The sequence below is a fragment of the Streptomyces sp. NPDC014991 genome (assembly GCF_043080665.1).
Classification (GTDB): Bacteria; Actinomycetota; Actinomycetes; order Streptomycetales; family Streptomycetaceae; genus Streptomyces.
Genome location: NZ_JBIBVY010000001.1, coordinates 805,101 through 819,712, shown reverse-complemented (window position 1 = coordinate 819,712; position 14,612 = coordinate 805,101). Strand labels below are relative to the sequence as shown.

Genomic DNA, 14,612 nt, shown 5'->3' with positions numbered 1-14,612 from the left:
AATCGCAGGCAGGTGCGAATCGTGCACCGTTTTTGGCGGCCTGTGCCACCGGGTGTTGTGTACTCGTTATGCCTCGACTGTGCCCGTGTCCCGGTCGTCCCCTCCGTCCGTTCTGTCCCGTCGGCACGCAGACATGTCTATATGCTTCAGAATTCCCCTAAAATTGGGCATTCTTCACATGTGGTGACCTTGGACGTACGGCCTCAGCTGCTCGACACACTCTCCGCTCTGCGCGACCGTGTCGCCGCCGCACGCTTTCCGCTGCCCCTGGCCGGGGCCCCACGCGCGCGTGCCAACCGCGACGAACTCCTTGCGCAGCTCGACGACTACCTCGTACCCCGGCTACGGGAACCCGAGGCGCCGCTGCTCGCCGTCGTGGGCGGCTCCACGGGCGCGGGGAAGTCGACGCTCGTCAACTCTCTCGTCGGCCGCCGGGTGAGCGAGGCCGGCGTGCTCCGGCCGACCACCCGGACGCCGGTGCTGGTCTGCCATCCGGAGGACCATCACTGGTTCAGCGGCATGCGCGTGCTCCCCGATCTGACGCGCGTGTGGGTGCCCCACCAGGACCCCGGCGACGACTTCATGCCTCCCGGCGAGGAACCCGGACGCGTACTGCGCGTGGAGTCCGCCGACTCCCTCCCGCGCGGGCTCGCCCTCCTCGACGCCCCCGACATCGACTCCCTGCTCGCCGACCACCGTGTCCTCGCGGCCGAACTGATCTGCGCCGCCGACATCTGGATCATGGTCACGACGGCCGCCCGTTACGCCGACGCCGTCCCCTGGCACCTGTTGCGCACCGCCAAGGAGTACGACGCCGCCCTCGTCACCGTCCTGGACCGGGTGCCCCACCAGGTCGTCTCCGAGGTCTCCCGGCAGTACGGCGCCCTGCTCACCAAGGCCGGCCTCGGTCACGTACCCCGCTTCACCGTGCCGGAGCTGCCCGAGTCCGCCTGGGGCGCCGGGCTGCTGCCCGCCACCGCCGTCGCGCCTCTGAAGAGCTGGCTCACCCAGCACGCACAGGACGCCGCCGCCCGGCAGCACGTCATGGCCCGTACCGCCTACGGCGTCCTCGACTCGCTCAAGGCGCGCATGCCCGAGCTGGCCAGCGCCGCCGCCGCCCAGTACGCGGCGGCCCTCCGGCTCACCTCCGCCGTGGAGAGCGCCTACGACCGCGAGCACGAGCGGGTACGGGGCCGCCTCCAGGCCGGCGCCGTACTCGCCGGGGACGCCCTCAAACGCTGGCGCGCCTTCCCCCTGGACTGCACCGCGGGCGAACTCCTGGACGCCCTCGTGGAGAGCCTCGCGGCGCTGCTGCTGTGCGCCGTCACCGCCGCCGACGAGCGTGTCGACGACGTGTGGCGGCGCGAGCCCGCCGCGGGCGCCCCCGGCCTCACCCGCCGCGACGTGTCCCTGGAGCGCGCCGAGCACCGTATCGGCCTGGCGGTACGGCGCTGGCGGCGGGAGCTGGAGGAGTACGCCGACGACGAGGTACGGGAGCTGGAGCGCACCGGCAGCGCCCCCGACGCGGAGGCCGTCGCCGCCCTGGTCGCCACGGCGGTACTGGGCGGGCGCCGGGCGCGTACCGCCGGTGAGGGGCTCGCCGAACGGCTCGGCGTCCATGGCGCGCTGCGGCTGCGGGACCGGGCCGGACGGCTGCTCATCGAGCACGTGGACCGGGTCGTGCACGCCGAACGGGAGCGGCGCCTCGCCCCGCTCGACGCCCTGGACGTCCATCCCGAGCACCAGGCCGAACTCATCGCCGCGTTGTCGGTACTTCAGAAGGAGAGGTGACCGGTGACCGCCGTCACTGACCAGGACCACACCGAACACACCGACCACATGAGGCGCAGTGATCACGGCAGCGACAGTGGCGGCATCCGGTCCACGGAGCACAGCGGTCGCGCCGGCACGGTGCCCACGGACAACGCCCAGACCGCCGCGCGCGCCGAAGGTCCGACGAACGGACACGCGAGCCCTACGAACGGACAGGTGAGCCGCGGAGAAGGACACGCGAGCCGCGTGGAGGGCAGCCGTGGCGATGACGGTCCCGGCGCCGGCCGCCGCACCGCGAACCCCACCCCCCGGCCCGCCGCTGTCGGCGCCCCCGCTCTCAGCGTCCCCACGGACGTCGAGAAGGGGGACGCCGGCGGAAACGGAGAGAGGAACCGGGGCGGAGACGAGGCCACGGGCCGGGGCAGCGGCGACGACCACGAGGATGGCCACGAGGAGGGCCACGAGGAGGGCCACGGCGAAGGTGATCCGGAAGAGGGCGGCGGCAAGAGCAAGGACAAGGACAAGGGCAAGGAGACCGTCGGCGGGCAGCACGCGCGCGTGACGGACGAGGACGCCGACCACGGGAGTCCCGCGCGTGTGCACGGCGAGAACGCTGCCCAGGAGCGATCCGCGCGCGGGGCCGGCGCAGGCGGGATCGTCAGTGTCCCGCGCCCGCAGCCCCACTCGCCGAAGCCCCGTCCCGCTGCGGAAGCCAAGCCGGGCAGCGGCACCGGCACCGGCACCGGCACGTCCACGCCCGCGCCCGCGAAGACGAAGGCGAAGGCCGGCACGAACCCGGACACCGCCTCCGGCCCGGACGCGGCAGCCGACGCGGAATCCCAGGAGACCTGGGACGACGGTCTCATCGCCCGGCGCGTCACCGAAGCCAACGCCGCCGCCCTCGCCGCCGAACGCGCCTCCTCGATCGAGCCCGCGCACCGCGGCCCTGCCGGCCACATCCCGGCCCCGCTGGCCTACGACGGCCCCCTGCGCTCCCGCCTGGACGCCCTGCGGGAACTCGTCGGGCTGTCCCGCACCCGCCTGGACAGCCACACCCTCGCCGAGGCGGGCCGGGTACTGGACGAGGCCGCGGCCCGCCGCAAGCTGTCCGGCCGGCACACCGTCGTCGCCCTCGCCGGGGCCACCGGCAGCGGTAAGTCCCAGCTGTTCAACACCCTCGCCGGAGTGCCCATCTCGGAGACCGGCGTACGGCGCCCCACCACCGCCGCGCCCATCGCGTGCAGCTGGAGCGACGGCGCGGCGGGCCTCATCGACCGGCTGGGCATCCCGGGCCGGCTGCGCCGTCGGCCACTGCACAACCAGGAGAGCGAGGCGCAGCTGCGCGGGCTCGTCCTGATCGACCTGCCCGACCACGACTCCGCGGCCGTACAGCACCGCGAACAGGTCGACAGGATCCTGAAGCTGGTCGACGCGGTGATCTGGGTGGTCGACCCCGAGAAGTACGCCGACGCCATCCTCCACGAGCGCTACTTGCGGCCCATGGCCGGCCACGCGGAGGTCATGTTCATCGTCCTCAACCAGGTGGACCGGCTGCCCGGCGACGCCGCCCACCAGGTCCTGGACGACCTGCGGCGGCTACTGGACGAGGACGGCATCGCGCTCGGCGAGTACGGCGAACCGGGCGCAACGGTGCTCGCACTGTCCGCCCTCACCGGAGAGGGCGTCGGTGATCTGCGTGAGGCGCTCGGCGAGTTCGTGGCGGAGCGCGGCGCGGCGGCCCGCCGGGTGGCGGCCGACCTGGACGCCGCCGCGGCCGAGCTGCGGCCCGTCTACGCCACCGGGCGGCGGGTCGGCCTGACCGAGGAGGCGCGTGAGGAGTTCGCCGCGCGGCTCGCGGACGCGGTGGGCGCCACGGCGGCGGGCGAGGCCGCCGAGCGCGCCTGGCTGCGCAACGCCAACCGTGCGTGCGGCACGCCCTGGCTGCGGCTCTGGCGCTGGTACCACGGCCGCGGCGAGTCCACGACGGGCCGCATCCCGGTGCGCACCCAGGCGGACGAGGAGGCCACGGCCCGCCAGCGGGTGGAACAGGCGGTCCGTACGGTCTCCGAACGCGCCTCGGCCGGGCTGCCCACGCCCTGGGCACAAGCGGTGCGTGAGGCGGCCGTGCGCGGCTCCCACGGGCTGTCCGAGGCGTTGGACGGTCTGGCGGCGCGGGCCGGGCTCCCGCCGGGCCGGCCGCCGCGGCCGGGCTGGTGGCCGATGGCCGTGCTGGTCCAGGCGGCGATGACGCTGCTCCAGGTCGTGGGCGGCCTGTGGCTGGCGGGTCAGATCGCCGGCGTGATGGCGCCCAACCTCGGTGTGCCGGTGCTGCTGATGATGTGCGGGATCGTCGGCGGGCCGCTGGTGGAGTGGGGCTGCCGGATGGCGGCCCGCGGCCCCGCACGGCGTTACGGCCAGGAGGCGGAACGCCGGCTGCGGGAGGCGGCGGCGAGCTGCGGCCGGGCCCGGGTGCTGGACCCGGTGGCGGCGGAGCTGTTGCGGTACCGGGAGGTCCGCGAGCAGTACGGCAGGGTCGTGCGGACCGGCGCCGGGGTGGGATGAGCGGGCGGGGGCGGGAGGCATCGGCGAGGGCCGGCTCGCGGGGGTGGGGGTGGGGCGGAGGCCGTGACGGGGGCGGCGACAGGGGGGGTGAGGCGGCGGCCCCCCCATGTGTGGCGCCAGGCGCCGCTCCCCCTCCGCGGAGAGCCAGGCGGCGCCCCCGCCCTGCGAAGAGCCAGGCGGCGCTCCCCCCAGTGAGGCGCCAGGCGGCGCTCTCCGGCGGGGAATGACGCGAGGGTCACCCACACGGGTGGCGGGGTTCTCCACAGGCAGATGGGTCGTCCACAGCGCTCAGCGGGCCCGGCCCGGCGCAGGCAGTCTGAGGTCACGGCGATCGCACGGCGGTCCGGCCGGAGACACGGCGGACGGTAGGGGCGGTCGGCGGCAGGTGCGGGCACGTACGGCAGTCGTACGCGCAGGCACGGCAGACGCAGCCGTACGGGACGGGCCCGTACGCGTGCCCGCCCGGCCGGAAGGGGACGGGCGAGGGAGGGGAACGAGGACATGAACGAGACCATCGTGTGCGTGGTGGGCAACGTGGCGACCCAGCCGGCGTACCGCGAGCTGGCGGCGGGGCCGTCGGCGCGGTTCCGGCTGGCGGTGACCGCGCGCTACTGGGACCGGGAGAAGAACGCGTGGGCGGACGGGCACACCAACTTCTTCACGGTGTGGGCCAACCGCCAGCTCGCGGTCAACGTGGCCGCGTGCGTGGAGGTGGGCCAGCCCGTCGTCGTCCAGGGCCGGCTGAAGGTGCGCACGGAGCAGCGTGACGGGCAGCAGCAATGGACGTCGGCCGACATCGACGCCGTGGCGATCGGCCACGACCTGTCCCGCGGTACGGCGCTCTTCCACCGCGCGGCCAAACCGGAGGCACCGCCGGCGGCGAACCGGCCGGAGCCGAACTGGGAGACACCCCGGCCCGCCGGCCCCCAGGAGAGTCAAGGGGTACAACGAGCGCACGAACCACTGGCGGTGACATGACGTCAGCCGAGCCTCACCCGGGAGGCACCGGGAGGCACGGGAAGGCACCGGGAGGGCGCCCGGGACCCGGCCGGCTCTCCGCTCCGCACTCCCGGTGTGCACGGTGCGCACCGCCTCAACCCCCCGTACGAACCGGTGGATTTGTCGATATGGCCAGCTCATGGAAGGTCCTGGCGATAACGATTCCAGATCGGATCGGCCATCGGATGATCCGACCGGCAGGCGAGGCTCCGCGTGATCCATAGGATGCCGGGCGTGCCCCTAGGGGCTGCCGATTCTGCTGGTGGGACCGTCCCCCACGTCCAACGGGTCCTGCTCGAAGGGGAATTCTGTGCTTGCTGCGCTCTCTGGGTTCTGCCGGTCCACCGGAGCGGCCCGCCTGGCCGCCGCCACCACGGTGTCCGGCCTCGCGGCAGCCGGCGTGCTGTCCGGCGCCGGTACGGCCGCGGCCGAGGGGACGCCGCAGAGACAGGGTGGGGCCACGGCGACGATCAACGGCCTGAAGACCTACGGCGAGGCCGTGATCCACGGGGACGGCGGCGACCAGCGGGTGTCGGCGGGCCTGTTCGAGATGTCCGTGGACGGCGGCGGCACCTTGCAGACGTACTGCGTCGACCTCCACAACCCGACCCAGCGTGACGCCCGGTACCAGGAGACGGCCTGGAGCGGTACGTCGCTGGGCACCAACAGGGGCGCGGGCCGCATCCGCTGGATACTCCAGCACTCCTACCCCCAGGTCAACGACCTCGCCGCGCTCGCACGTCGGGCGGGCACGAGAGGACTGACCGAGCAGGACGCGGCGGCCGGCACCCAGGTGGCCATCTGGCGCTACTCGGACGGGGCTAAGGTCGACGCCGTCGACCCGCAGGCCGAGAAGCTCGCCGACTACCTGGAGAAGAGCGCCCGGAGCACCGCCGAGCCGCAGGCCTCGCTGACCCTGGACCCGCCCGCGGTCTCCGGCCGCCCCGGTGATCTGCTCGGACCGGTGACCGTGCACACCAACGCGGGCGCCGTCACGGTGAGCCCGCCGGCGGACGCGGCGGCCGGCGGGGTGCGGATCACCGACAAGACCGGCAAGGTGATCACCTCGGCGAAGGACGGCACCCGGCTGTACCTGGACGTGCCCGCGGACGCGGTGGACGGGACGGCCGAGCTGACCGTGCAGGCGTCGACGACCGTGCCCGTGGGCCGTGCCTTCGCCTCCGAGAGCCGCAGCCAGACCCAGATCCTGGCCGGTTCGAGCGAGTCGACGGTTTCGGCGGCAGTGACGGCCACCTGGGCGGCCGAGGGCGCCGTACCGGCGGTCTCGGCTCGCAAGAACTGTGCCGAGGGCGGTGTGGACATCGTCGTGGCCGACAAGGGTGACAAGCCGTTCACCTTCGACCTGATGGGCGCCGAGCACACCATTGCCGCGGGCACCTCCCGGACGGTGACCGTTCCGCTCCAGGAGGACCAGGCCTACGACTTCACGATCACCGGCCCACACGGCTTCAGCCACCGCTTCACCGGCGTCCTGGACTGCCGGACCCAGGGCGCGGTCGTGACCGAGACGGCCCAGCTGCGCAGTGAGCCCAGCCCCGCCACGGTGGGTGCCGTCACCGCGGACACCACCGACCTGGCCGCGACGGGCGGCTCGGCGATCACCCCGCTGATCGCGGGTGTGGCCATCGGCCTGGTGGTGATAGGCGGCACGGTGCTGGTGGTGCTGCGCCGGAAGGAGACGACACCCGGCGCGTGACGGCGCCGGGCGACGGCGCCGACGTGCCGGGTGGCGTCCGGGCGGCCCGTCAGCAGCCGATCGGTGCCGGGCCGGCGGCCACGTCGTCGAACCACAGGGTGTCGTCGCCGGTCCCGTAGCTCTCCCAGCCCAGCCGCAGCGCGGTCGGCCGGGGCGGGGTGGTCCGGGACAGCCACCGCTGGTCGATGTCCTGCGTCGGCACGCCGTCGACGTGCAGGCCGGGCACCTGTTCGTCGCCGAGCCAGGTGTCCAGCCCGGGCGTCGAGGTGTCGACCGCGAAACGCAGGCACTGCCAGCTTCCCGTCGGCAGCGGCCTGCTCAGCGCCACCCCGGCCGGACTCTGCGCCGGGAGCGTGGCGTCGTCGCTCTCCCGGTTCCACTGCAAGGCCCCGTTCTGGCCGCCGACCCGCAGTGCCCGGCCGGACTGGGAGGTGTCCGGCATCGACACGAAGGTCACATGGGAGGCCGGAAGCGCGCTGGTGTGCCGCACCCATATGCGGACGTACAGCACCGGGCCGACCGAGGAGAGGTCGGCGGTGGCGGCGACGAAGGCGTGGTTGCAGTAGCCGGCCCGGCCGTCCACCCGCAGCGACCTCGTGCCGCTGTGCGCGACACCGGTGTCGACGGCGGCCGTGCCCGTGCCCTGGCAGTCGGGCGCGGTGAAGCGCCAGTCGCCGGACGGCGTGGAGCCGGTCTGGTCCTCGAAGCCGGCGCAGAGGACGGCGGTGCCGCAGCCCGCGGGCGGTGGTGTGGGGGAGGGGGTGCCCGGGGTGGTGGGGGGCGGGGTCGGCGGGGTGGTGCCGTCACCGCCGCAGGGCACGCCGTTGAGGCTGAATCCGGTGGGCGCGGGGTCGGCGGGCTGCCGGGTTCCCTGGAGGCCGAAGTCGGCGCCGGCGCCGGTGGCCAGTGCCCCGTTCCAGGCCGTGCTGACGGCGGTCACGGAGTGGCCGGTCTGGGTGACGGTGGCGTTCCAGGCGGAGGTGATGTGCTGGCCGCCGCCGTAGGTCCAGGTCAGCCGCCAGCCGGTGAGGGGGGCGCCGAGGTTGGTGACGCGGATCTGGGCGGTGTAGCCGCCGGTCCACTCGTCGGCGGCGTAGTCGACCCGGCATCCGGACGCCGTGCCGGCGCCGCTGGCGGGCATGGCGACCAGGAGGGACACGGTGAGCGCGAGAGCGGCCGAGGCCACCGCCCAGGGGTCGCGCCCCCGCCGCGCTCCTCGCAGCCGGGGCAGGCATCGCACGAGAGGGGTGAGCATGTGCGCCTCCTGGGAGGGGGGAGCCGTGGGGCGTACGGCCGGGACGGGGAGGAACGGAGAGCGTGTGCTCCCCGTCGGACGGAAGCGGAGGAAGCGGAGCGGGTGGTGCTTCCGTCGGCCGGACCGGGTGGGGCCGGCCGACGGGAGCCGTGTTCGGTGGCGGGAGCGGTGCCGCCGGGTCAGCGGAAGTTCACGTCACTGCACAGGAAGTACGTCTGGTCCATGTGCGACGCCTGCCAGATGGTGTAGACGACGTGGCGGCCGGTGTAGCCGGACGTGTGCACGGGGATCGAGTAGTTCTGGCTCGGGGCGTACTTGCCGGTCCGGGTGACCAGTTGCAGATCGTTCCAGGTCAGCGGCTGGGTGGTGGGGTCGAAGCCCTGCCGGGTGACGTAGACGAGGAAGTAGTCCGCGCCGTGGCTCGCCTGGTCGTACAGCTTGACGGTGAAGTCGGCGCCGATGTCCGTGGTCTTCCAGGGGCCGACGGCGTCGAGGGAGTTGTAACGCCCGCTCTCGGTCCGGCCGCCGCTGCACAGCTGGCCGTTGGGGACGACGGCCGGGAAGTTGCCGGCGGAACCGTTGCGGTAGAGGCCGTTCCAGTTCCACATGGCGTTGGGATCGGCCTTCCACGCCTGCCAGCACATGGGGTCCTGCTGGGCCATCGCCGGGTTCTGGAAGTCGCTGCCCCAGCGCAGCCAGCAGCCGTAGTTGCGCGAGGCCGGGTCGATCACCGAGCCGTGGGCGGAGGCCGTTCCGCCCCAGGTGACCAGGCTGATCAGCACCGCGACCAAAGGACTCAGGAGGAGCATCAGCCGACGCCGCGTGGAATGTACATGCTCATGACAGTGCATGGAGGGACTCTTTCCGTGGGGGGAGAGATCTCGGTGTGGCGTGGGGTCACGGGAGCACGTCCCGGCCGTGGGGCGGCCGGAGCGTGGGAGCGCTCCCGCGCCTCCAGGCTGCGCGGCACACCGCGGCACGGCAACGGCTCGTTTGCGCCAAAGCCGGAACACGATCGTCTGACATCGACGAGTGACAGCAACGGCGCCGGACGCCGGCACTCCCGGGCGGTCCGGCACGACAGCGTTATCGAGTGGCTCCCCGGCAGGGGCGAGAAGCGATCGAGCTCCTGGAGCGGTGCTCAGGCCGGCGTGACGGCACGGACCCAGTCGGCGAGCACGGAGAGGTCGGCTTCCACGAGGCCTCTGACAGGGTCGACGCGATGAAGGAGTGACGGCCCGGGGTGGCCGGCGTCGACCCACAGGCGGTCGATGGTGTTGATCTCGTCGTCGACCCAGATGAATGGTCGGCTGTCGGCCCACTCGACGAGAGGGCGGGTCTTCCAGTGCAGGCCGCGCGGGCCTTCGTCGGCGCAGGAGGCCGGCCACTCCACCACGGGCAGCCTTGGCAGGCCGATGCGTGGGGAGATGACCTCGTTCGCCTCTTCCTCCCAGGTCGTGGCCCACACGAGACGGCAGCTCAGGGCCATGAGGCGCGATCCGAGCCCGGGATCGAGCCGCCCCAGCAGCGGATTCCCTCGATCGGGAGAGGGCGAGGAGGAGACGGCAGCGATCCGCGGGTGATCGGACGACGATCCGAACGGGATGAGCGGGCCGTCGACGTCGAGGAAGAGGAGGGGGCGCCCCGTCACGCTTGTCACGGAGGGCACGATAGTCCGGCGCGCAGGGAAGCGGTGGCCCCACCGCTGGGCCGTCCCCGGGCCGTGCGAGGCGCCTGAGGTTGCCCGAGGCCGACGGCGGTGACCGATGACCGGCAGTGACCGGCAGTGACAGGCAAGCCGCAGCACGCAGCGGCGAACCCCCAGCTCGGCGACCCCCGCCCCGACGGGTTTCCCCCCAGGGGTGGCGGTCAGGCAAGATGGGGTGTATCTGCCCACTGCCAGTTTCAAGCTGCCGGACGGTTTCTCTTGGCTGAGTTCATTTACACCATGCGCAAGGCGCGCAAAGCGCACGGCGACAAGGTGATCCTCGACGACGTCACCCTGAGCTTCCTGCCGGGGGCGAAGATCGGCGTCGTCGGTCCGAACGGCGCCGGTAAGTCGACCGTGCTGAAGATCATGGCGGGCCTCGAGCAGCCGTCGAACGGTGACGCGTTCCTGTCGCCCGGCTACACCGTCGGCATCCTGCTCCAGGAGCCCACGCTGAACGAGGAGAAGACCGTCCTGGAGAACGTCCAGGAGGGTGTCGCCGAGGTCAAGGGCAAGCTCGACCGGTTCAACGAGATCGCCGAGCTCATGGCGACCGACTACTCCGACGCGCTGCTCGACGAGATGGGCAAGCTCCAGGAGGAGCTGGACCACGCGAACGCCTGGGACCTCGACGCCCAGCTGGAGCAGGCCATGGACGCCCTGGGCTGCCCGCCCGGCGACTGGCCCGTGGTCAACCTCTCCGGTGGTGAGAAGCGTCGCGTCGCACTCTGCAAGCTGCTGCTGGAGCAGCCCGACCTTTTGCTCCTCGACGAGCCCACCAACCACCTCGACGCCGAGTCGGTGAACTGGCTGGAGCAGCACCTCGCCAAGTACCCGGGCACCGTCGTGGCCGTGACCCACGACCGGTACTTCCTGGACAACGTCGCCGGCTGGATCTGCGAGGTCGACCGCGGCCGGCTGCACGGCTACGAGGGCAACTACTCCAAGTACCTGGAGACCAAGGCCACCCGACTGAAGGTCGAGGGGCAGAAGGACGCCAAGCGGCAGAAGCGCCTCAAGGACGAGCTGGAGTGGGTCCGCTCCAACGCCAAGGGGCGGCAGGCCAAGTCCAAGGCCCGTCTGGCCCGGTACGAGGAGATGGCCGCCGAGGCCGACAAGATGCGGAAGCTGGACTTCGAGGAGATCCAGATCCCGCCGGGCCCGCGCCTGGGCAACGTCGTCGTCGAGGTGAACAACCTCAGCAAGGCCTTCGGCGACAAGGTCCTCATCGACGATCTGTCCTTCACGCTGCCGCGCAACGGGATCGTCGGGGTCATCGGACCGAACGGTGCCGGCAAGACGACCCTGTTCAAGATGATCCAGGGCTTCGAGGAGCCGGACGCCGGCTCCATCAAGGTCGGCGACACCGTCAAGATTTCCTACGTCGACCAGAGCCGCGCCAACATCGACCCCAAGAAGACGCTGTGGGCCGTCGTCTCCGACGAGCTGGACTACATCAACGTCGGCCAGGTCGAGATGCCCTCGCGCGCGTACGTCTCGGCCTTCGGGTTCAAGGGGCCGGACCAGCAGAAGCCGGCCGGGGTGCTCTCCGGCGGTGAGCGCAACCGGCTGAACCTCGCGCTCACCCTCAAGCAGGGCGGCAACCTGCTGCTCCTCGACGAGCCGACCAACGACCTGGACGTGGAGACGCTCTCCAGCCTGGAGAACGCGCTGCTCGAGTTCCCGGGCTGCGCCGTCGTCGTCTCCCACGACCGGTGGTTCCTGGACCGGGTCGCCACGCACATCCTCGCCTACGAGGGCGAGTCCAAGTGGTTCTGGTTCGAGGGCAACTTCGAGTCCTACGAGAAGAACAAGATCGAGCGACTCGGTGCCGACGCCGCCCGTCCGCACCGTGCCACCTACAAGAAGCTGACCCGGGGCTGATCGGTCTTGCGCCACATCTACCGCTGCCCGCTGCGCTGGGCGGACATGGACGCGTACGGCCACGTCAACAACGTGGTCTTCCTCCGCTACCTGGAGGAGGCGCGTATCGACTTCCTGTTCCGCCCGGACAAGGACTTCAAGCAGGGGTCCGTGGTGGCGCGCCACGAGATCGACTACAAACGACAGCTCGTCCACCGGCACGAGCCGGTCGACATCGAGCTGTGGATCACCGAGATCAGGGCCGCGTCCTTCACCCTCTCCTACGAGGTGAAGGACGGTGACCTCGTGTACGTACGGGCCTCGACGGTCATCGTCCCGTTCGACTTCGAGGGCCAGCGTCCGCGGCGGATCACCGCGGAGGAGCGCGAGTTCCTGCGGGAGTACATGGACGCGGCCGAGGACGCCGAGACCGAGGGCGAGGCCGTCGCCGCATGACGGCGCTCCACCTGGCCGACGAGACGGAGGCCGCGGACCTCGCGGCCTTCCTCTCCCGGCTGCTCCGCTACGACCGTGGAGCAGCGGTGCGTCTCCAGGCGGCCGGCACGGCGCTCGCCGTCTTCGGCCGGCCGCCGTCCTTCGAGGTACTGGCGGTCCGCGCGGTGCGGCTGGCCAAGCCGTACGAGCACGGGCTCGACGCCGCTCTCGACGTGACCGTCTCCGCCGGTGAGTTCCTGGAGTCCGTGGACGAGCGGGCGGCCACCGCTGCCGTCCCGGGCGCCGTCACGGGGCCGCCGTGGGCCGGTGTGCTGCCGCCACGGTCCGGCTGGCGGCCCGAGCCGGGGCTGCCCGCGCCGGACGTGCTGCGCGCCACGGTCGCCGCCGCGGTGGCCGAATTCCGCTCGCGTACCGAGGAGCTGGGGCCGCAGGGGCGTACCCGCGCGGAGCTGGACCGGATCGGGCGGGACATCTGGTCCCGGTGGATCGACGGCACCCGGCTGCCGGTACGGGCCGTGCACGCGGCCCAGTCCCTCGGCTTCCTGCGGCCGGGGACCGAGCCCGGGGACACCGGGGTGTACTCCTCGGGGACGTGGCTCCGGCTGCGCACCCCCTACGGGTCCGTCGCCGTCCGGCAGAGCGGACTGGAGTCCTACGGGCTCAGCGTGCGCTGAGCCGCGCGTGGGCCTGCACCCGGCGCCGGCGGGCCGGTCCGGGGTGCGGTGCGGTCAGTCGGGGGTGTTCACCATCGACGCGGCGGCGTACGTCAGGTAGTTCCACAGCGTCCGCTCGTGCTCCTCGGACAGGCCCAGCTCGTCGACGGCCGCCCGCATGTGCCGCAGCCAGGCGTCGTGCGCCGCACGGTCCACGGTGAACGGGGCGTGCCGCATCCGCAGCCGGGGGTGGCCGCGGTTCTCGCTGTACGTCGTGGGGCCGCCCCAGTACTGCATCAGGAACAGGGCCAGCCGCTCCTCCGCCGGACCCAGGTCCTCCTCCGGGTACATCGGCCGCAGGTCCGGGTCCCCGGCGACTCCCTGGTAGAAACGGTGGACGAGCCGGCGGAAGGTGTCCTCGCCGCCGACCTGCTCGTAGAAGGTCTGCTCCTGAAGCGTGCCGCGCCGAATCTCGGTCACGTTGGATTGCCTCACATCTGTGTGCCGGTCCGCCCCTGGGCTTGTTCGGCCGGGGGTCCGGGGACGTCCCCGGGAATTGCAGTACCCGTCCATCGTCTCAGACCCGGTGAGAGGACCGAAGGCGTAGGACCGGCTCCGGTCGCCGCACCCTAATGTGGAGACATGGGCGCCTACGACACGGAGACCGAGGGCCTCGCCGCCGCGGCGCGGGCCGCGCTGGTGCGGGCGATCGACGCCGACGGGGCCTGGGCCGGGGACCCGGTGTGGCGGGAGGCGTTCGCGGAGGTTCCCCGGCACCTGTTCGTGCCGTACTACTACGTCGCCGGGCCGGGCGGCTACGAGCGCCGCTGGGGCGAGAGCAACGATCGGCAGGCCCGGAGACGCTGGGTGCGCGGCGCCTACGCGGACGCCCCGCTCGCCACCCGCCTGCGCGACGGCGAGCTGCTCTCGTCCAGCAGCCAGCCCTCGCTGATGGCACGGATGCTGGTCGCGCTGCGCGTCGGGGACGGCGACCGGGTCCTGGAGGTGGGCGCCGGTACCGGTTACAACGCGGCCCTGCTCGCCCACCGGCTCGGCGACGACGGCCTCGTCACCACCATCGACCTGGAGCCGGAGATCACCGAGTCGGCCCGGCAGCACCTCGCGGCAGCCGGTTTCCACCCGGTCGTGGTGACCGGCGACGGCGCCCGCGGGGTACCCGAACGCGCTCCCTTCGACCGCATCATCGCCACCTGCGAGCTGCCGACCGTGCCGCGCGCCTGGCTCGCCCAGTGCCGCCCCGGCGCCCGCGTCCTCACCCCGCTGGCCACCGGGCTGCTGGCCCTCACGGTGCACGGCCCGGAACACGCCGAGGGCCGCTTCCTGACCACGGCCGCCTTCTTCGTACCGCTGCGCGGTGAGGGCCGGGCGGAGTCCGAGGACGTGTCCCTCGCCGGACTGCCGGGCCGGGCCCGCACGGAGGAACCGTTCCGCTTCCTGCTCTGGCTGACCCGGGGCACCCTCGATCCGCGGGAGGCGTACGCGCTGTGGGAGCGCGAGGGCAGGCCGGACCGCGGACGGTACGGCGTCACGGTCGGCGGCGGGCGCGCCTGGGCGTGGCTGGACGACCCGGAGGGGCCGTACCTCTGGCCCCTGCCGTGATCGTCC

12 protein-coding genes are annotated in these 14,612 nt (G+C 72.7%); 8 read left to right on the top strand and 4 right to left on the bottom strand.

What is annotated here, in order from left to right; all coding sequences use genetic code 11:
* The first annotated feature begins 180 nt into the window (after positions 1–180).
* The 4 genes from ACF1BE_RS03665 (at position 181) to ACF1BE_RS03650 (ending at position 7,051) form a co-directional block, all read left to right on the top strand.
* A complete protein-coding gene (locus ACF1BE_RS03665; RefSeq protein ID WP_392197316.1) occupies positions 181–1,791 on the top strand; it encodes a dynamin family protein in 1,611 nt (536 codons plus the stop codon).
* Positions 1,792–2,370: 579 nt separating this feature from the next.
* Entirely contained in the window at positions 2,371–4,335 is a 1,965-nt protein-coding gene (locus tag ACF1BE_RS03660; protein WP_392197411.1) for a YfjP family GTPase, read from the top strand.
* A 501-nt stretch (positions 4,336–4,836) separates the two neighbouring features.
* The gene (locus ACF1BE_RS03655) at positions 4,837–5,313 is read left to right on the top strand and encodes a single-stranded DNA-binding protein (RefSeq protein WP_392197315.1); all 477 of its coding nucleotides are present in this window, start codon (positions 4,837–4,839) and stop codon (positions 5,311–5,313) included.
* A 379-nt stretch (positions 5,314–5,692) separates the two neighbouring features.
* On the top strand, positions 5,693–7,051 hold the full coding sequence (locus ACF1BE_RS03650) for a TQXA domain-containing protein (protein ID WP_392197410.1): 1,359 nt from the start codon (positions 5,693–5,695) through the stop codon (positions 7,049–7,051).
* 49 nt (positions 7,052–7,100) lie between these two features.
* On the opposite strand, the gene ACF1BE_RS03645 is transcribed toward ACF1BE_RS03650, so the two are convergent.
* From ACF1BE_RS03645 to ACF1BE_RS03635, 3 genes are all read right to left on the bottom strand, one after another.
* Positions 7,101–8,306 (bottom strand): cellulose-binding domain-containing protein, encoded by a 1,206-nt coding sequence (locus ACF1BE_RS03645; RefSeq protein WP_392197314.1) that lies wholly within the window; start codon positions 8,304–8,306, stop codon positions 7,101–7,103.
* A 179-nt stretch (positions 8,307–8,485) separates the two neighbouring features.
* The gene (locus ACF1BE_RS03640; protein WP_392197313.1) at positions 8,486–9,157 is read right to left on the bottom strand and encodes a lytic polysaccharide monooxygenase; all 672 of its coding nucleotides are present in this window, start codon (positions 9,155–9,157) and stop codon (positions 8,486–8,488) included.
* A gap of 290 nt (positions 9,158–9,447) precedes the next feature.
* The gene (locus ACF1BE_RS03635) at positions 9,448–9,966 is read right to left on the bottom strand and encodes an HAD domain-containing protein (protein WP_392197312.1); all 519 of its coding nucleotides are present in this window, start codon (positions 9,964–9,966) and stop codon (positions 9,448–9,450) included.
* A gap of 267 nt (positions 9,967–10,233) precedes the next feature.
* Between ACF1BE_RS03635 and ettA the strand changes: the two genes are divergently transcribed.
* Genes ettA through ACF1BE_RS03620 form a run of 3 tightly spaced genes read left to right on the top strand, consistent with a single transcriptional unit; the run spans position 10,234 to position 13,007 of the window.
* Positions 10,234–11,898, top strand: a complete 1,665-nt coding sequence (ettA, locus tag ACF1BE_RS03630) for an energy-dependent translational throttle protein EttA (protein ID WP_392197311.1) — start codon at positions 10,234–10,236, stop codon at positions 11,896–11,898.
* A gap of 6 nt (positions 11,899–11,904) precedes the next feature.
* On the top strand, positions 11,905–12,333 hold the full coding sequence (locus ACF1BE_RS03625) for an acyl-CoA thioesterase (protein WP_392197310.1): 429 nt from the start codon (positions 11,905–11,907) through the stop codon (positions 12,331–12,333).
* Positions 12,330–13,007: a hypothetical protein gene (locus ACF1BE_RS03620; RefSeq protein WP_392197309.1), complete on the top strand. Its 678-nt coding sequence runs from the start codon at positions 12,330–12,332 to the stop codon at positions 13,005–13,007. The genes ACF1BE_RS03625 and ACF1BE_RS03620 overlap by 4 nt, the downstream gene beginning before the upstream one ends.
* 54 nt (positions 13,008–13,061) lie before the next feature.
* Here ACF1BE_RS03620 and ACF1BE_RS03615 read toward each other — a convergent pair whose 3' ends face one another.
* Positions 13,062–13,466, bottom strand: coding sequence for a globin (locus ACF1BE_RS03615; protein WP_392197308.1), 405 nt, complete (start codon positions 13,464–13,466; stop codon positions 13,062–13,064).
* 162 nt (positions 13,467–13,628) lie between these two features.
* Between ACF1BE_RS03615 and ACF1BE_RS03610 the strand changes: the two genes are divergently transcribed.
* A complete protein-coding gene (locus ACF1BE_RS03610) occupies positions 13,629–14,606 on the top strand; it encodes a methyltransferase domain-containing protein (protein ID WP_392197307.1) in 978 nt (325 codons plus the stop codon).
* Positions 14,607–14,612 lie beyond the last annotated feature (6 nt).

Excerpts from the sequence above, each read along its gene's own strand:
- ACF1BE_RS03655 (WP_392197315.1), top strand. The coding sequence starts at position 4,837 with ATGAACGAGACCATCGTGTGCGTGGTGGGCAACGTGGCGACCCAGCCG.
- ACF1BE_RS03645 (WP_392197314.1), bottom strand. The coding sequence starts at position 8,306 with ATGCTCACCCCTCTCGTGCGATGCCTGCCCCGGCTGCGAGGAGCGCGG.
- ACF1BE_RS03640 (WP_392197313.1), bottom strand. The coding sequence starts at position 9,157 with ATGCACTGTCATGAGCATGTACATTCCACGCGGCGTCGGCTGATGCTC.
- ACF1BE_RS03620 (WP_392197309.1), top strand. The coding sequence starts at position 12,330 with ATGACGGCGCTCCACCTGGCCGACGAGACGGAGGCCGCGGACCTCGCG.
- ACF1BE_RS03610 (WP_392197307.1), top strand. The coding sequence starts at position 13,629 with ATGGGCGCCTACGACACGGAGACCGAGGGCCTCGCCGCCGCGGCGCGG.